This window comes from Microbacterium fluvii (assembly GCF_025515205.1).
GTDB classification, from domain to species: domain Bacteria; phylum Actinomycetota; class Actinomycetes; order Actinomycetales; family Microbacteriaceae; genus Microbacterium; species Microbacterium fluvii.
The window spans coordinates 1,710,369-1,726,883 of record NZ_JAOPFX010000001.1 but is presented as its reverse complement, the minus strand read 5'-3'; the positions used below and the strand labels follow the sequence as shown (position 1 = coordinate 1,726,883).

Sequence of the window (16,515 nt, the reverse complement as noted above, 5' to 3'; positions counted from 1 at the left end):
CCCTGGCTACGCTCCGGTCGTGAGCGTGAGCAGCGAGTCGCGCACCTGGCGACGGAGCACCTTGCCGATGAGCGATGTGGGCAGCTCGTCGACGACGAAGATGCGCCGGGGCACCTTGTAGGGGGTCAGGATGCCGCGGGCGAAGGTGCGGATCGCCTCGACGTCGACCTCGGCACCGGGCGCGGCGACGACCGCCGCGACGACCTCTTCGCCCGACTTCTCGTTCGGCAGCCCCACCACGGCGGCGTCGACGACCTGCGGGTGCTGGCGCAGCACGCTCTCGACCTCGGTGGGGGCGACGTTGAAGCCGCCCGTGATGATGAGCTCCTTGATGCGGTCGACGATGCGCACGAACCCGGCCTCGTCGATCTGCACGATGTCGCCGGTGCGGAACCACCCGTCGACGAACACCGCCTCGGTCTCCTCCGGCTTTCCGTAGTAGCCCTGGAACACCTGCGGGCCGCGCACGATCAGCTCGCCGCGCTCGCCGGCCGGCACGTCTTTCGTGGGGTCGTCGGGGTCGACGACGCGGCACTCGGTGCCGGGGATGGGCAGCCCCACGGTGCCGGGCACGCGGTTGTCGGCGACGGGGTTGGCCATCAGTACGGGGGAGCACTCCGAGAGGCCGTACCCCTCGACGAGGAAGCCGCCGGTCTCGGCCTCGAACGGCACGACGAGCTCGTGCGGCAGAGCCATGGCGCCCGAGATGGCGACCTCGGTGCCCTTCAGCGACACGCCCTTCTCCTTCGCGGCCGCCAGCAGCCTGGCGGCGATCGGCGGCACGAGCGGCAGGAAGGTCGCGGGGTGCTTGCGGGTGACCTCGAGCACCATGTCGGGGTCGAACTTCGGGAACAGCACGAGGCGCGCGCCCATCGACATCGCGAAGGTCAGGCAGAGGGTGAGCCCGTAGGCGTGGAACATCGGCAGCACGGCGTAGACGACGCATCCCCTGCCGCGCTGGATCGACGGCACCCACGCGCGCGCCTGCGCGGCGTTGGCGATGAGGTTGCGGTGCGTCAGGGCGGCGCCCTTGGGCGTGCCTGTCGTGCCGCTCGTGTACTGGATGATCGCGAGGTCGTCGGTGGCGGGCCGGGGGAAGGATGCCGGGAGCGGCTCGTGCTGCACCAGCTTCTCCCAGTGGGTCGTTCCGCTGACCCGTTCGGTGAGGGCCTCGCGCGACTCGCGCGCCTTCGCGATCGGGAGCTTGAGCGCCAGTCGCATGAGCGGGGGCATGGCCTTGGTGACATCGACTGAGATGAGGTTTCGCACCGCGAGGTCGGCGGGGAACTCCTGCACCGTGCTCACGACCTTGCTCCAGACGATCGCCGTCTTGGCGCCGTGGTCTTCGAACTGCTTGCGCAGTTCGCGCGCCGTGTAGAGCGGGTTGTGCTCGATGGCGACGGCACCCAGCCGCAGGATCGCGTAGAACGCGATGATGTGCTGCGGGCAGTTGGGCAGCACGATCGCGACGGTGTCGCCCGCGCTCACGCCCATCGCGCGCAGGCCGGCCGCCGCGCGCTCGATGGCGTCGTGCATCTGCCGGTACGAGGTCTCACGGCCGAAGAACTGCAGCGCCGGGGCGTCGGGGTAGTCCCGTGCCGACGCGTCGACGATGTCGACGAGCGAGCCGGTGACGGGTGCGAGATCCTCCGGCACCCCCGCGGCGTAGCTGGCGATCCAGGGGCGAGGAGGGTCGTACGCGGTCACGGCCCCAGCCTACGCCGGGGGCAGGCCGCGCACCGGGCCCCGCCTAGAATGGTCGGGTGTCTGAAATCACCCCCGACCTCGTGCGGCACCTCGGTGTGCTCGCCCGGATCCAGCTCAGCGACGACGAGGTGGAGCGCCTCACCGGCCAGCTCGATGTGATCGTCGACAACATCGCGAAGGTGGCGGAGGTGGCCACGCCCGACGTGCCGGCCACGAGCCACCCGATCGCGCTGGAGAACGTCTTCCGCCCCGACGTCGTGGGTGGCATGCTCTCCCTCGGCGAGGTGCTGCAGAACGCCCCCGATGCCGCCGACGGTCGCTTCCGCGTCACCGCGATCCTGGGGGAGGAGCAGTGATGACCGATCTCACCAGGCTCACCGCCGCCGACCTCGCCGACCGTCTCGCCGCGGGCGAGGTCTCGAGTGTCGAGGCCACGCAGGCCCATCTCGACCGCATCGCCGCCGTCGACGGCGACGTCCGCGCCTTCCTGCACGTCAGCGACCATGCTCTTCAGGTCGCCGCCGACATCGACCGCCGCCGCGCGGCCGGCGAGCAGCTCGGCCCCGTCGCGGGCGTGCCTCTCGCGGTCAAGGACGTGCTGGTCACGACCGACATGCCCTCCACGAGCGGCTCCCGCATCCTCGAGGGGTACCTGTCGCCCTACGACGCGACCGTCGTCGCGCGCTCGCGCGCCGCGGGGCTCGTGCCCCTCGGCAAGACCAACATGGACGAGTTCGCGATGGGCTCGTCGACCGAGCACTCCGCCTACGGCCCCACGCACAACCCGTGGGACCTCGACCGCATCCCCGGTGGCTCGGGCGGAGGGTCGGCCGCGGCCGTCGCCGCCTTCGAAGCACCGCTGGCCCTCGGCTCCGACACCGGCGGATCGATCCGCCAGCCCGCCCACGTCACGGGCACCGTCGGCATCAAGCCCACCTACGGCGGCGTGAGCCGCTTCGGCGCCATCGCGCTGGCCTCCTCGCTCGACCAGGTCGGCCCCGTCACCCGCACGGTGCTCGACGCGGGTCTGCTGCACGACGTCATCGGCGGCCACGACCCGCACGATTCGACCTCGCTCGCGCACGCCTGGCCGTCGTTCGCGGATGCTGCCCGCGAGGGCGCCCGCGGCGACGTGCTGAAGGGGCTCAAGGTCGGCGTCATCGCGGAGCTGCCCGACTCCGGCTTCCAGGCCGGGGTATCGGCATCGTTCCGCGCCGCCCTTTCGGCGATGGAGGCGCAGGGCGCAGAGATCGTCGAGATCAGCGCACCGCACTTCGAGTACGGCGTCGCCGCCTACTACCTGATCCTCCCCGCCGAGGCATCGAGCAACCTCGCGAAGTTCGACTCGGTGCGCTTCGGTCTGCGCGTCGACGTGCCGGGCGGCACCGTCGAAGACGTCATGGCGGCCACGCGCGACGCGGGCTTCGGCGACGAGGTCAAGCGGCGCATCATCCTGGGCACCTACGCCCTGTCGGCCGGTTACTACGACGCGTACTACGGCTCGGCGCAGAAGGTCAGAACGCTCATCCAGCGCGACTTCGACGCCGCGTTCGCGCAGGTCGACGTCATCGCGACGCCGTCGGCGCCGACGACGGCCTTCCGCCTGGGTGAGAAGATCGACGATCCGCTGCAGATGTACCTCAACGACGTCACGACGATCCCCGCGAACCTCGCCGGGGTGCCTGGCATCTCGATCCCCTCGGGGCTCGCCGAGGAGGACGGGCTGCCGGTGGGCATCCAGTTCCTCGCGCCGGCGATGCAGGATGCGCGGCTGTACCGCGTGGGCGCGGCGCTCGAGGCCGTGCTGGTGGATTCATGGGGCGGCCCGCTCCTCGACAGGGCGCCGTCGCTCGGCGCGGGAGGGGCACGCTGATGGCCAAGGTCGCGCTCATGGACTACGACAAGGCGCTCGAGATCTACGAGCCCGTTCTCGGGTTCGAGATCCACGTCGAGCTCAACACCGGGACCAAGATGTTCTCGGCCGCGGGAAACCCCGCCAACGAGGCGCACCACGGCGCCGAGCCGAACACGCTCGTCGCCCCCGTCGACATGGGGCTCCCCGGTTCGCTGCCGGTCGTCAACGAGACGGCTGTGCGCTACGCGATCAGCCTGGGCCTCGCCCTCGGCTGCCAGATCGCGCCGTCGAGCCGGTTCGCGCGGAAGAACTACTTCTATCCCGACCTCGGCAAGAACTACCAGATCTCGCAGTACGACGAGCCGATCGCCTTCGAGGGGGAGGTCGAGATCGAGCTCGACGGCGGCGACATCGTCACGATCCCGATCGAGCGCGCGCACATGGAGGAGGATGCCGGGAAGCTCACCCATATGGGTGGCGCGACCGGCCGCATCCAGGGCGCAGAGTATTCGCTCGTCGACTACAACCGCGCGGGCGTTCCCCTCGTCGAGATCGTGACGAAGCCGATCTTCGGCGCCGAGAAGCGTGCGCCGGAGATCGCCAAGGCCTACATCGCCACGATCCGTGACATCGTGCGGGCCCTGGGCATCTCGGAGGCCCGCATGGAGCGCGGGAACCTGCGCTGCGACGCGAACGTGTCGCTGCGCCCGCGGGGCCAGGAGAAGCTCGGCACCCGCACCGAGACCAAGAACGTCAACTCCATGCGCTCGGTGGAGCGCGCCGTGCGCTACGAGATCCAGCGGCAGGCCGCGATCCTGGCCGCCGGCGGCACCATCACGCAGGAGACGCGGCACTGGCACGAAGACACCGGCACGACCTCGCCCGGTCGCCCCAAGTCCGACGCCGACGACTACCGCTACTTCCCCGAGCCCGACCTGCTGCCGGTCGTTCCGGCGCCCGAGCTCATCGAGCAGCTGCGCGCCGCGCTGCCGGAGGCGCCCGCCGCGCACCGTCGTCGTCTGAAGACGGCCTGGGGCTTCACCGACCTCGAGTTCCAGGACGTCGTCAACGGCGGCCTCCTGGCCGAGGTCGAGGCCACCGTCGCCGCGGGAGCAGCACCGGCCGCCGCCCGCAAGTGGTGGACGGGCGAGCTCACCCGCGTCGCGAACGCCGCCGGCACCGAGCCCGCCGCTCTGGTGGAGCCGGCTGCCGTCGCCGAGCTGCAGAAGCTCGTCGACGCAGGCACTCTCACCGACAAGCTCGCGCGCCAGGTGCTCGAGGGCATGATCGCCGGCGAGGGCACGCCGCAGCAGATCGTCGACGCCCGCGGGCTCGCCGTCGTCTCCGACGACGGGGCGCTCATCGCGGCGATCGACGAGGCACTGGCGGCCCAGCCCGACGTGCTCGAGAAGATCCGCGACGGCAAGGTGCAAGCCGCCGGCGCCGTCATCGGCGCCGTCATGAAGGCCATGCGCGGCCAGGCCGACGCCGCGCGCGTGCGCGAGCTCGTGCTGGAGCGCGCCTCGGCCTGACCCTTCGCCTCGGCGCGGATGTCGGCGGGGGAGCGGAGAATGGGTGCATGGGACGCGGTGACGGCACGGGCAGGCTCGTCTCGCCCGACGGCGCCGATGACCGAGGCACCCGCATCCTGCACGTCGACATGGATGCGTTCTATCCGTCGGTCGAAGTGCTCGACGACCCGTCGCTGGCCGGCAAGCCGATCATCGTCGGGGGCGCCGAGGGGCGTGGGGTCGTCTCCAGCGCGTCCTACGAGGCACGGCAGTTCGGGGTGCGCTCGGCGATGTCGATGGGCGTCGCCCTGCGGCTGTGCCCGCAGGCGATCGTCGTCACGCCGCACTTCGACCGCTATGCCGCGCTCTCCCGGCAGGTGATGGCGATCTTCCACGACGTCACTCCGCTCGTGGAGCCGCTGTCGATCGACGAGGCCTTCCTCGACGTCTCGGGAGCACGCCGGCTCTGGGGGAGTCCTGCCCAGATCGCGCGGATGCTGCGCGCCCGCGTCAAGAGCGAGACCGGGCTCACCTGCAGCATCGGGGTGGCCGCCACCAAGCACGTCGCCAAGATCGCCTCGACGATCTCCAAGCCCGACGGCCTGCTCATCGTGAGCGAGCCCGAGACGGCCGCCTTCCTCGCGGCGCGGCCGGTGCGGGCGCTGTGGGGCGTGGGGCCCAAGGCTGCCGAGGCGCTGGAAGCCCGCGGCATCCGCATGGTCGCCGACGTGCTCGACACCCCGCGCGCCGTGCTCAACCGGGCGCTGGGGCCCGCGATGGGCGAGCGCATCTGGCATCTGGCCCGCGGCCTCGACGCGCGTGAGGTCTCGACCGAGCGCATCGAGAAGAGCGTCGGCCACGAAGAGACCTTTCTGGAAGACATCCGCGACGCGGTCGTGCTGCGCACCGAGCTGCGGCGCCTCGCCGACCGGGTCGCCGCGCGGCTGCGCGACGGCGGGTGGGAGGCGGCGACCGTCGCCCTGAAGCTCCGCTTCGCCGACTTCACGACCCTCTCGCGCTCGCAGACGCTCGGCGAGCCGACCAACGTCGGTCAGCGGATCGGCGACACGGCGATCGAGCTGTTCGAGCGCATCCCTCTCGACCAGCCCGTGCGGCTGATCGGGGTGCGAGGCGAGAAGCTGCGGGCGGCGGGGTTCGCCGGGGCAGCGCTGTGGGACGACGACGAGGAGTGGCGTCGCGTCGACGAGGCGCTCGACGGCGCACGCGAGCGCTTCGGCCGTGGCGCCGTGACGAGGGCGAGCGTGCTGGGTGCGCGGCGCGACGTGGATGCCCTGCCCACGAACCCGCGGCTGCGCGATCTCGAATCCGGCGCCTGACACGTTCGGCCCGACGGTCTACGGTGGGAGCATGCCCAACATCGCACTCGATCTCGGCAAGCAGTCCGCATCGTTCGGGGTCTCGGCCGCCTACGGCGAGCAGCAGGACGTCGACGGCGTCCGCATCGTTCCGGTGGCGCTGACGTGGTCAGGCTACGGCGGCGGATCCGACGACTCCGGCAACGGCGGGGGCGGAGGCGGCGGGGTCTCGGTGCCGCTGGGCGCCTACATCCGCCGCGGCGACGATCTGCGCTTCGAGCCGAACATCATCTCGCTCCTGGCCGTCGCGATCCCCTTCGTGTGGCTCGCCGGGCGAGCCCTCAGCCGTGTCGTCCGCGCCATCAAGAAGTAGCAGCGACCCGGTCACCGCGGCGCTGTCCGCCGCCGCGACGTCGCTCGCCTCGCGGGTGACCGCGCTCGGTGCGACGAACCCCGTCGTGCTGATCGACGGGCGAAGCGGCGCGGGCAAGTCGTCGCTGGCCCGCCTGCTCGTGGCGGCGTGGCCGCTGCGGGGGAGGGTGCAGCTGGTGGCCCTCGATTCGCTCTATCCCGGCTGGGACGGGCTCGAAGCGGGGGTCACGACCGCACTGGACGCGGTCCTCATCCCGCACGCGCGCGGAATGCTGGGGGTCTGGCAGCGCTGGGACTGGCCGACCGAACAGCTCGCCGAGGCGCACGCGATCGACCCCGCGCTGCCGCTGATCATCGAGGGGTCCGGACTGCTCACCGCTCGCACGGCGCGACTGGGAGACGTGCGGGTGTGGCTGGAGTCGCCCGAACGGTCGCGCCGGCATCGCGCGCTCGATCGCGACGGCGACACCTATCGACCGCACTGGCAGAGGTGGGCGGCGCAAGAAGTCGCGCACCTCGAGCGCGACCGCCCGCGCGAGCTCGCCACGCACGTGTTCGACGTGCCCTGATCAGCGCCCCTCGAGCGCTCCCACGAGGTTGTCGAGGCGGTAGCCCAGCCAGTCATAGACGGCGAACCGAGGGTCATCGTCGTCGTGCGCGTCGTCATCGGCGACGCCCAGGCGGGTGGCCAGCACGAGCCGCACGCCCGCGAGGGTGCGCAGCCACGCCTGCGCCGTGAGCCGATCGAGCGGCAGCGGATGCTGCGCCGGCTCATGGTCGGTGGCGGTCGGTTCGGCCAGCTCGCCGAGCGAGGTCAGCAGCAGCTGCGCGTCGGCACGGCGCCGATCGTGCAGATCGTCCGCGGTGAGCGCGCGGAACTCGGCGCTGGCCTCTGCGTCGTCGGGGTACACCGGCGGAGAGAGGCGCTGCAGTGCCGGATCGGCCGGCGGGGATTCGGACAGAAGCCGCACGAACTGCTCGACGAGTGCGGCCAAGTGCGCCGCCTCGCCCCGCGCCAACTCGATCACGACCGCGGCGTCCTCGCTCATCGCGGCGCCTCCCGCACCGTCGCCCACAGGCCGTATTCGTGCATCGCCCTGGCGTGAAGCTCCATCTGCTCGCGCGCACCTTCGGCCACCACCGCGTGCCCTTCGTGGTGCACGGCCAGCATGAGCTGCTCCGCCCGCTCGCGCGGGAACCCGAAGTACTCGCGGAAGACATACGTCACATAGCTCATGAGGTTGACCGGATCGTCCCACACGACGGTCTGCCACGGTCGTGCCGGATCGACGGCGTCCTGCGCGATGGTCAGGTCGTCGAGTTCGGGCGCGGCCAGCGGCATCAGGCCCACCCGAGCTCGTGCAGGCGCTCGTCGTCGATGCCGTAGAAGTGCGCGATCTCGTGCACGAGCGTCGTGTGCACCTCGTCGCGCAGCTCGTCTTCGTCGTCGCACACCGCCAGGTGCGGCTCGCGGTAGATCAGGATGCGGTCGGGGAGCTCGCCGACGCCGTACCGGTCGCGCTCGGTCAGCGCCCAGCCGTCGTAGAGGCCGAGGAGGTCGAGGCTCCCGTCGTCCGGACGGTCTTCCACCACGAACACGACGTTGTCGAGTCCCTCGACCATGTCGTCGGGGAGCAGATCGAGCTCCTGCACGACGAGGGACTCGAAAGCCTCGGCATCCATTTCCATCTTGGGGTGAGTAACGGGACTTGAACCCGCGACCCCCTGGACCACAACCAGGTGCTCTACCAACTGAGCTATACCCACCAAGCGCCCGCCTGAGCGGACAACCTCACCATTCTCTCACACCCGTGGAGCGAACGATGACACCGCGGCGGCCGCTGCGGCCTTCGCGTCGTCGCTGGTCGGCCCCGGCTCCGCGACGAACACCGCCGCGCGATAGTAGGCCAGCTCCTGCACCGATTCGAGGATGTCGGCGAGGGCGCGGTGGCCCCCGTCTTTGCGGGGAGCGTGGATGTAGGCGCGGGGATACCAGCGCCGGGAGAGCTCCTTGATCGACGACACGTCGACGTTGCGATAGTGCAGCCACCGGTCGATGCGCGGCATGTACTTGGCCAGGAACATCCGGTCGGTGCCGATCGTGTTGCCCGCCAGCGGCGCCTTGCCGGCCTGCGGCACGAAGCGCTGGATGTACTGCAGCGCCTCGAACTCGGCCTCGGCGACGCTCACGCCCTGCGGGATCTCCTGCAACAGCCCCGACTTCTCGTGCATCGCGGTGACGAAGTCGTTCATGTGCTCGAGCGCCGACGCGTCGGGCTTGATCACGACCTGGAACCCGGGGTCGAGCGGGCGCAGCTCGAAGTCGGTGACGACGATGGCGATCTCGACCAGCTCGTCGACCTCGAGGTCGAGACCGGTCATCTCGCAGTCGATCCAGACGAGCCTGTCGTTCTCGGAAGCGCCGACCATGTGTTCCTCTCGTGGAGCGACCGGTGCGGATGCTGCCGGCGCACAGTGCGAGCCCCCCCGGGAGGATTCGAACCCCCGACCTTGCGGGTAGAAACCGCTCGCTCTGTCCCCTGAGCTACGGAGGGATGGGGTGCGACCAGCCTAGCGCCGTCTGGCGACACGGCGTACCGTCGTTCACATCGGAAGGAGTTCCCATGAGCACGACCGAGACCCACCACGCCCTCTGGCTCGCCTATGGCTCTGGCGGTGCGGTGGCAGGGACGATCAGGAAGTCCGAGGAGGGCTACACCGTCACGATGGCGGGTGCCGACGCCTCGACGGGCACCTATCCGACCATGGAGGTCGCCAAGAGCGCCCTCCACGCGCACATGCCCCCTGGGAGCGACTGGCCGCGATTCCAGGAGCACTGAGCGTCGACGCGACGCCCCTCAGGCCTCCGCGGCGACGGAGGCGGATGCGGTGGCCCGCGGACGCGTGTCGAACAGCGGCAGTGCGACGTGCACGAGCGGCCCGATGAGGGCGGCGAACAGCACGGTGCCCAGGCCTACGGTGCCGCCCAGCATCCATCCGATCACGAGCACGGTGATCTCGACGATGGCGCGGCTGCGCCAGATCGGCCAGCCGAAGCGGGAGTTCAGCCCGGTCATGAGGCCGTCGCGGGGTCCTGGGCCGAACCGCGCGCCGATGTAGAGGCCGGAGGCCAGGGCGACCAGGCAGATGCCGGCGAGCACCGTGAGCAGCTGCCAGCCGAAGCCCGATGCGACCGGCAGCACGTCGAGTGCGAACTGCATGCTCGTGCCGACGAGGAGGATGTTGGCGATCGTGCCCGCACCCGGCTTCTGGCGCAGCGGAATCCAGGCCAGCAGCACGATGGCGCCGAGGATGTTGGCGACCCAGCCGATGCCGATGCCGGTGCGCAGTGAGATGCCCTGTGCGAGCACGGTCCACGGGTCCACGCCCAGCCCCGCCTCGACGGTCAGTGCGCAGCCGATGCCGAACAGCACCAGGCCGACGAGAAGCTGGACGATCCTCCGTGTCATGAGCCCATCCAATCGCAGAATTGGCCTACGCTTATCAGGCCAATCTGCGTAGGCTGGTCTGCATGGACTACCGCATCTCCGCGCGTGCTCTCTCGGCAGCCCTCGGCGGGTGGCGCACGCGCGAACCCGCCTACGAGGCGCTCGCCGACGGCATCCGCCTGCTGTGCCTGGACAATCGGCTCGCTCCCCGCACCGCACTGCCGGCCGAGAGAGAGCTGTCGGCGGCATTGGGGGTCAGCCGCAGCACCGTCACCGCCGCCTATCGGAGCCTGCGCGAGACGGGTCACATCGACAGCGTGCGCGGATCGGGGAGCGTGACGCTGCCCTCTCGCGACCGCGTGCCCGGGCGAGCCACTCCGTTCCCCGGGGCGATCGACCTGCAGCAGGCGAGTCCTCCGGCCTGGCCGGGACTGGCCGGAGTGTTCGCCGAGGTCGCCTCCTCGTCGGCCGCCCTCATCTCGCGGGTCGGATACGACGTCGTGGGGGCGCCAGAGCTGCGTGAGGCGATCGCGGCGCATTACTCGGCGAGGGGGATCGCGACCGATCCCACCGAAGTGATGGTCACGACGGGAGCGCAGAGCGCGATCCATCTGCTCGCGACCGTGATGCTCGGCCGCGCCGACCGTGCGCTGATCGAGACGCCCACCTATCCGCACGCGGCCGAAGCGCTGCAGCGCGCCGGAGCAAGGCTCGTCGGGGTGCCGGTGACGACGGATGCCGGGTGGGACCTCGATCGCATGGAGCAGGCCTTTGCGCGCACGCTGCCCGTGCTGGCCTACCTCATGCCCGACTTCCACAACCCGACCGGCCGCTCGATGACCGACCAGGAGCGCGCGGCCGTGCAGACGGCGGCCGAACGGGCAGGCACGATGCTGGTCATCGACGAGACGACCGCCGAGCTCGACATCGATCGGGGGCCCGTGCGTGCGGGCTTCGACGGCGATCCGACCGGCGTCGTGCGCCTGGGCTCGCTCGGCAAGACGGTCTGGGGCGGCCTGCGGGTGGGGTGGATCCGGGCGGAGCGCGACGTGATCCGACGGTTGGTGGCGGCCCGCTCGGCGCACGATCTGGGCACACCCGAGTTCGACCAGGCCGTGGCCGCGGCGCTGTTCGCACAGCATCCGCAGATCGTCGCGCAACGCGCCCACGTGCTGCGTGAAGGCAGAGACGCCCTGAGCGCGGCGCTGGCCGAGCACCTGCCGCGCTGGCGGGTGCCGCACACCGACGGCGGTGTGTCGCTGTGGGTGGAGCTCGACGCGCCGCTGAGCTCGGCGCTCGTGATGGCGGCACGGTCCGACGGGGTGCTCTTGAGCGCGGGTCCGCGCTTCTCGGTCGACGGCGGATACGAGAGGCACCTCCGGCTGCCGTTCACCGCACCCGCCGACGAACTCGTGCGGGCCGTCGCGGTGCTCGAGCAGAGCTGGCAGCGGGTGCGCTCCGGCGCGCCGGTGGCCGTGCACGAGCTGTACGACGCCGTCGTCTGATCAGCGGGTCAGGCGCAGGCAGTCGACGGCGTCGTCGGCCGACCAGAAGTCGCCGAGATCGAGGAACGCCCGCGCGCCCTCGTGGAAGCGCCGGGCGCGAAAGCGCGTGCCGTCGGCGTGGGCGAGGCGGTGCAGGTGGCCGATCACGCGCGCATCGGGGCCCAGCACGCGCCACAGCTGCGGGCCGGCGGCGGCCAGGCGCACCGTGCGGTTGCGGGTGAGTTCGGGCGCCGACTGCAGTGCCCGGATGGTGAGTGTGCTCATGGTCCTCCTCGCCCACGACGCTACGGGCGACCTCCGACATCGCCGCGCCCGTGGGCGCCGGCGGCGCACACGGTCGGGCGGTGCCTGCTCCTCCCCAACGACGGGTTCTGCCGCGCTCTGCCCGAATCCCGCCTCCGGCGCCCCACGGATGCGTCGGCACGCGCACCCTGGAGGGGCATCGGCGCCTGACGGGCACGCAGGCGCCGATGCGGTGACTCCCAACCCGGCCCACGCACACCGAGAGGCGCATCCCATGTCGGATTCCATCACCATCGTCGGCAACATCGCGACAGACCCCCACTTCCGTCGATCGCAGAACGGCGTGACCATCACCTCCTTCCGATTGGCGAGCACCCAGCGGGTGCAAGACAGGGCTACTGGAGCCTGGAGCGACGGCGACACCAACTGGTACTCGGTGTCGACCTACCGCGCCCTCGCCGACCACTCCTTCGCGTCGCTGCGCAAGGGCGAGCGCGTCATCGTGACCGGGCGTCTGCGCATCCGGGACTGGGAGGCCGGTGACAAGCACGGCACCTCGGTCGACATCGACGCCGATGCCGTCGGCCACGACCTGCTGTGGGGCACGACGCTGTTCACCCGAGACGCCCCGCCCACAGGCGCCGCGCCGGCGTCGCCCACCGACGCGTGGGCGACGCCGGCGGTGCCAGGAGCGCCCGATGCGGGCGGGGCCGCCGGGTGGGCCGTGCCTGGCGCCGAGCCGATGCCGGCTGCATCGACCGGCGGCGCACCGGCAGAGCCGCCGACCCCCGAACCCGAGCGCGAAGCCGCGCGCGATCCCGAGCCCGAGACGGTGCCGTTCTGACCGAGGGGAGACCACCACCTCGGCACGTAGACTCGACTCGTGCCCCGTCGCCCCCCGACCCGACGCCCGATCGTCGCCGTGCCGCTGCTCGCGTCGTCGGTGGCCGCACTGCTCGTGTTCGGACTCGCGGCATGCTCGGCGACGCCGCAGCCGACGGCATCCACGGCCGCCGCGACGCCCTCCGCGACCGCGAGCGACACCCCGACGCCCACGCCGACCCCGACCGGCCCGGTCTTCGTCGCCGACGGCACGGCGAACGACAACCTGCCGCTGTTCACGGCGGTCGTCGCGAAGGTGTGGAAGGGCGATGACAAGGTCAAGGGCCGCGCCTACATCAATGCCCTGGTGAAAGCCGGGTTCGACAAATCGGCCATGCAGGTCACCGAAGACGAGTCGACGGTGGGCAACCCGGCCGAGAGCATCCAGTTCTCGGTGCGCTGGGGCGACGAGTGCCTCGTTGGCCAGGTGGGGCCCGCGACCGGCGATCCCGTCACCGTGGTGCTGCCCGGGCTCGCGGGCGGCGCCTGCCTGCTCGGTCAGACGCGCCCCATCGACTGGTGATCCCGGCGGGGGAGTCCGCCGGGCGGCGGTAGGCTTGGAGGCTGACGTCGTCGCTCAGAGGAGTTCGTTCCACCCATGGCTGAATACATCTACTCGATGGTCCGCGCCCGCAAGGCGGTCGGCGACAAGCTGATCCTCGACGACGTGACGATGGCGTTCCTGCCGGGCGCCAAGATCGGCATGGTCGGTCCCAACGGCGCAGGAAAGTCCACGATCCTCAAGATCATGGCCGGGCTCGATCAGCCCTCCAACGGCGAGGCGAAGCTGAGCCCCGGCTTCACCGTCGGCATCCTCATGCAGGAGCCCGAGCTCGACGAGTCCAAGTCGGTGCTGGAGAACATCCAGGACGGCATCGCGATCAAGGCGAAGGTCGACCGCTTCAACGAGATCTCGGGCCTCATGGCAGATCCCGACGCCGACTTCGATGCGCTGCTGGCCGAGATGGGCGTGCTGCAGGAGGAGATCGACGCGGCCGACGCGTGGGACCTCGACTCCCAGCTCGAACAGGCGATGGACGCCCTGCGCACCCCGCCGGGCGATGCCGAGATCTCGAACCTCTCCGGCGGTGAGAAGCGCCGCGTGGCGCTGACCAAGCTCCTGCTGCAGAAGCCCGACCTCCTGCTGCTGGACGAGCCGACCAACCACCTCGACGCCGAGAGCGTGCTCTGGCTCGAGCAGCACCTGCAGAAGTACCCCGGCGCCGTGATCGCGATCACCCACGACCGGTACTTCCTCGACAACGTGGCGGAGTGGATCGCCGAGGTCGACCGCGGGCGGCTCATCGGGTATGAGGGCAACTACTCGACCTACCTCGAGAAGAAGGGCGAGCGCCTCGCGATCCAGGGCAAGAAAGACGCGAAGCTCGCCAAGCGTCTCGCCGAGGAGCTCGAGTGGGTGCGCTCCAACGCCAAGGGCCGTCAGGCCAAGTCGAAGGCGCGTCTGGCGCGCTACGAGGAGATGGCGGCCGAGGCCGACCGCACCCGCAAGCTCGATTTCGAAGAGATCCAGATTCCGCCGGGGCCGCGCCTGGGGTCGATCGTGATCGAGGCCAAGAAGCTGCAGAAGGGCTTCGACGGTCGCTCGCTCATCGACGGCCTCAGCTTCAGCCTGCCGCCGAACGGCATCGTCGGGGTCATCGGCCCCAACGGCGTGGGAAAGACCACGCTGTTCAAGACGATCGTCGGTCTCGAGCCGCTCGACGGCGGCGACCTCAAGGTCGGCGAGACCGTCAAGATCAGCTACGTCGACCAGTCGCGTTCCAACATCGACCCGCAGAAGACGCTGTGGGAGGTCGTCTCGGACGGGCTCGACATCATCACGGTCGGCAAGACCGAGATCCCCTCGCGCGCGTACGTGTCGAAGTTCGGCTTCAAGGGCCCCGACCAGCAGAAGCGCGCAGGCGTGCTCTCGGGCGGTGAGCGCAACAGGCTCAACCTCGCCCTCACCCTCAAAGAGGGCGGCAACCTGCTGCTGCTCGACGAGCCCACCAACGACCTCGACGTCGAGACGCTGCAGTCGCTCGAGAACGCGCTGTTGGAGTTCCCCGGCTGCGCCGTCGTGATCACCCACGACCGGTGGTTCCTCGACCGCATCGCGACCCACATCCTCGCCTACGAGGGCACCGACGAGAACCCCGACCAGTGGTACTGGTTTGAGGGCAACTTCGAGGCCTACGAGGCGAACAAGATCGAGCGTCTGGGCCCCGACGCTGCCAAGCCCCACCGTTCGACGTATCGCAAGCTCACGCGTGACTGATCCTTCGGCAGGCTCAGTCATCGGGCCCCATGGGCGACTCCACATCCCCATCCACCTGCGATGGGGAGACCTCGACGCGTTCAACCACGTCAACAACACGTCGATGCTGAAGCTGCTCGAAGAGGCGCGCGTGCGCGCCTTCTGGCTGCCGCAGCCGGGCGAGACGGCGCCGCCCACAGCCGTCATCGAGTCGGGACTGGCGGTGGGCACCCTCACTCTCATCGCCAGGCAGGAGATCGAGTACCTCGCGCCGGTGCCGTATCAGCGCGACCCGCTCGACGTGCAGCTGTGGTTCGGCAAGCTCGGCGGTTCGAGCATCGAGGTCTGCTACGAGGTCTGCAGCCCGATCGAGACGGCGGGCGCCGAAGGACAGACGGTGTATGCGCGCGCGACGACGGTCGTCGTGAAGGTGGATGCTGCCACCGGGCGCCCGCAGCGGCTCAGCGACGTCGAGCGCACGGCCTGGGAGCCGTACCTGGGCGAGCCGATCCGTCACGCCCACCGCAGCTGATCACTCCGCCTCTGGCACCCTGACCATGACCTCCTGGGCGACGCTGGCGATCAGCATCCCCTCGCGCGTGTAGATGCGCCCGGTCGCCAGCCCCCGCCCGCCGCGGGCGCTGGGGGATTCCTGCACATAGAGGATCCACTCGTCCACGCGCCCAGGGCGATGCCACCACATGGCGTGGTCGAGGCTCGCGACCTTGAGCCCCGGGGTCGACCACGGCACGCCGTGGGCGCGCAGGATCGATTCCTGGATGGTGAGGTCGCTGAGATAGGCGAGGGCGGCACGATGGATCGCGGGGTCGTCGGGGAGAGCGCGGCGGATCCGCATCCACACCGCCTGGCGAGGCACCCGCTCGCCGTCGACGGCGACATAGATCGGCGACGGCACGTGGCGCACATCGGCGGGCCGGTCGGTGAAGAGGCGCCGTGAGACGGGGTGGAGCCCGGTGAGGTGATCCTCGAGATCGGGCAGGTCGTCGGGTTCGGGGATCCCCTCTGGACGGTCCTGCTGGTGCTCGAGCCCCGGGTCCTCGTCCTGGAACGAGGAGATCATCGAGAAGATCGGCACGCCGTCCTGGAACGCCTGCGTGCGCCTCGTCGAGAACGAGCGGCCGTCGTGGATGCGGTCGACGGCGAAGGTGATTCCCTGCGACGAGTCGCCTGGGCGCAGGAAGTAGCCGTGCATCGAGTGCACCACGCGGTCGGGTGCCGTCGTGCGACCGGCCGCGACGATCGCCTGGGCGAGCACCTGTCCGCCGTACACGCGGCCGAGGGGCATGGCCTGCGACTGCCCGGTGAAGATGTCTTCGGTGGTGCGGGCGTCCGACCCCGAGAGGTCGAGCACCCGCAGCAGGGCTCCGACGGGGTCGAGTTCGGGCGAGGCGGTCACC

At 70.6% G+C, this 16,515-nt stretch carries 20 protein-coding genes and 2 tRNA genes; 12 read left to right on the top strand and 10 right to left on the bottom strand.

What is annotated here, in order from left to right:
• Nucleotides 1-6: 6 nt before the first annotated feature.
• Entirely contained in the window at nucleotides 7-1,707 is a 1,701-nt protein-coding gene (locus OAW74_RS08050) for a long-chain-fatty-acid--CoA ligase (RefSeq protein ID WP_262873776.1), read from the bottom strand.
• Nucleotides 1,708-1,763: 56 nt separating this feature from the next.
• On the opposite strand from OAW74_RS08050, the gene gatC reads away from it, so the two are divergent.
• Genes gatC through OAW74_RS08020 form a run of 6 tightly spaced genes read left to right on the top strand, consistent with a single transcriptional unit; the run spans nucleotide 1,764 to nucleotide 7,330 of the window.
• On the top strand, nucleotides 1,764-2,063 hold the full coding sequence (gene gatC, locus OAW74_RS08045) for an Asp-tRNA(Asn)/Glu-tRNA(Gln) amidotransferase subunit GatC (RefSeq protein ID WP_262873775.1): 300 nt from the start codon (nucleotides 1,764-1,766) through the stop codon (nucleotides 2,061-2,063).
• Nucleotides 2,063-3,580 carry an Asp-tRNA(Asn)/Glu-tRNA(Gln) amidotransferase subunit GatA gene (gene gatA, locus OAW74_RS08040; protein ID WP_262873774.1) on the top strand — a complete coding sequence of 506 codons (1,518 nt, stop codon included), beginning with the start codon at nucleotides 2,063-2,065 and terminating at the stop codon, nucleotides 3,578-3,580. Before gatC ends, gatA begins: the two co-directional genes overlap by 1 nt.
• Nucleotides 3,580-5,094, top strand: a complete 1,515-nt coding sequence (gene gatB, locus OAW74_RS08035) for an Asp-tRNA(Asn)/Glu-tRNA(Gln) amidotransferase subunit GatB (RefSeq protein ID WP_262873773.1) — start codon at nucleotides 3,580-3,582, stop codon at nucleotides 5,092-5,094. Before gatA ends, gatB begins: the two co-directional genes overlap by 1 nt.
• Nucleotides 5,095-5,141: 47 nt before the next feature.
• A complete protein-coding gene (locus OAW74_RS08030) occupies nucleotides 5,142-6,410 on the top strand; it encodes a DNA polymerase IV (protein ID WP_262873772.1) in 1,269 nt (422 codons plus the stop codon).
• A 31-nt stretch (nucleotides 6,411-6,441) separates the two neighbouring features.
• Entirely contained in the window at nucleotides 6,442-6,762 is a 321-nt protein-coding gene (locus OAW74_RS08025) for a hypothetical protein (protein WP_262873771.1), read from the top strand.
• Nucleotides 6,737-7,330 carry a hypothetical protein gene (locus tag OAW74_RS08020; protein ID WP_262873770.1) on the top strand — a complete coding sequence of 198 codons (594 nt, stop codon included), beginning with the start codon at nucleotides 6,737-6,739 and terminating at the stop codon, nucleotides 7,328-7,330. Before OAW74_RS08025 ends, OAW74_RS08020 begins: the two co-directional genes overlap by 26 nt.
• Here the strand turns inward: OAW74_RS08020 and OAW74_RS08015 are convergent, their stop codons facing one another.
• The 6 genes from OAW74_RS08015 to OAW74_RS07990 form a co-directional block, all read right to left on the bottom strand.
• A complete protein-coding gene (locus tag OAW74_RS08015; RefSeq protein ID WP_262873769.1) occupies nucleotides 7,331-7,810 on the bottom strand; it encodes a DUF2017 domain-containing protein in 480 nt (159 codons plus the stop codon).
• Nucleotides 7,807-8,103, bottom strand: a complete 297-nt coding sequence (gene clpS / locus OAW74_RS08010; protein WP_262873768.1) for an ATP-dependent Clp protease adapter ClpS — start codon at nucleotides 8,101-8,103, stop codon at nucleotides 7,807-7,809. The genes OAW74_RS08015 and clpS overlap by 4 nt, the downstream gene beginning before the upstream one ends.
• A complete protein-coding gene (locus tag OAW74_RS08005) occupies nucleotides 8,103-8,444 on the bottom strand; it encodes a metallopeptidase family protein (RefSeq protein WP_262873767.1) in 342 nt (113 codons plus the stop codon). Before OAW74_RS08005 ends, clpS begins: the two co-directional genes overlap by 1 nt.
• An 8-nt stretch (nucleotides 8,445-8,452) precedes the next feature.
• Nucleotides 8,453-8,528: transfer RNA gene (locus OAW74_RS08000), tRNA-His, on the bottom strand.
• 36 nt (nucleotides 8,529-8,564) lie between these two features.
• Nucleotides 8,565-9,191: an oligoribonuclease gene (gene orn / locus OAW74_RS07995; RefSeq protein WP_262873766.1), complete on the bottom strand. Its 627-nt coding sequence runs from the start codon at nucleotides 9,189-9,191 to the stop codon at nucleotides 8,565-8,567.
• A gap of 52 nt (nucleotides 9,192-9,243) precedes the next feature.
• Nucleotides 9,244-9,316 (bottom strand) — tRNA-Arg (locus OAW74_RS07990).
• 69 nt (nucleotides 9,317-9,385) lie between these two features.
• Between OAW74_RS07990 and OAW74_RS07985 the strand changes: the two genes are divergently transcribed.
• Nucleotides 9,386-9,601, top strand: coding sequence for a methyltransferase (locus OAW74_RS07985; RefSeq protein ID WP_262873765.1), 216 nt, complete (start codon nucleotides 9,386-9,388; stop codon nucleotides 9,599-9,601).
• Nucleotides 9,602-9,619: 18 nt separating this feature from the next.
• On the opposite strand, the gene yczE is transcribed toward OAW74_RS07985, so the two are convergent.
• Nucleotides 9,620-10,231: a membrane protein YczE gene (gene yczE / locus OAW74_RS07980; protein ID WP_262873764.1), complete on the bottom strand. Its 612-nt coding sequence runs from the start codon at nucleotides 10,229-10,231 to the stop codon at nucleotides 9,620-9,622.
• Between the two features lie 62 nt (nucleotides 10,232-10,293).
• On the opposite strand from yczE, the gene yczR reads away from it, so the two are divergent.
• Nucleotides 10,294-11,715 carry a MocR-like transcription factor YczR gene (gene yczR / locus OAW74_RS07975; protein WP_262873763.1) on the top strand — a complete coding sequence of 474 codons (1,422 nt, stop codon included), beginning with the start codon at nucleotides 10,294-10,296 and terminating at the stop codon, nucleotides 11,713-11,715.
• Here yczR and OAW74_RS07970 read toward each other — a convergent pair whose 3' ends face one another.
• The gene (locus OAW74_RS07970) at nucleotides 11,716-11,979 is read right to left on the bottom strand and encodes a hypothetical protein (protein WP_262873762.1); all 264 of its coding nucleotides are present in this window, start codon (nucleotides 11,977-11,979) and stop codon (nucleotides 11,716-11,718) included. It abuts the gene before it with no gap.
• Nucleotides 11,980-12,232: 253 nt separating this feature from the next.
• Between OAW74_RS07970 and ssb the strand changes: the two genes are divergently transcribed.
• The 4 genes from ssb (at nucleotide 12,233) to OAW74_RS07950 (ending at nucleotide 15,629) form a co-directional block, all read left to right on the top strand.
• On the top strand, nucleotides 12,233-12,802 hold the full coding sequence (gene ssb, locus OAW74_RS07965; RefSeq protein ID WP_262873761.1) for a single-stranded DNA-binding protein: 570 nt from the start codon (nucleotides 12,233-12,235) through the stop codon (nucleotides 12,800-12,802).
• 39 nt (nucleotides 12,803-12,841) lie between these two features.
• Entirely contained in the window at nucleotides 12,842-13,363 is a 522-nt protein-coding gene (locus tag OAW74_RS07960) for a DUF6993 domain-containing protein (RefSeq protein WP_262873760.1), read from the top strand.
• A 75-nt stretch (nucleotides 13,364-13,438) separates the two neighbouring features.
• Entirely contained in the window at nucleotides 13,439-15,118 is a 1,680-nt protein-coding gene (gene ettA / locus OAW74_RS07955; protein ID WP_262873759.1) for an energy-dependent translational throttle protein EttA, read from the top strand.
• On the top strand, nucleotides 15,111-15,629 hold the full coding sequence (locus OAW74_RS07950; RefSeq protein ID WP_262873758.1) for an acyl-CoA thioesterase: 519 nt from the start codon (nucleotides 15,111-15,113) through the stop codon (nucleotides 15,627-15,629). Before ettA ends, OAW74_RS07950 begins: the two co-directional genes overlap by 8 nt.
• On the opposite strand, the gene OAW74_RS07945 is transcribed toward OAW74_RS07950, so the two are convergent.
• Nucleotides 15,630-16,514: an acyl-CoA thioesterase gene (locus tag OAW74_RS07945; protein ID WP_262873757.1), complete on the bottom strand. Its 885-nt coding sequence runs from the start codon at nucleotides 16,512-16,514 to the stop codon at nucleotides 15,630-15,632.
• Nucleotide 16,515 lies beyond the last annotated feature (1 nt).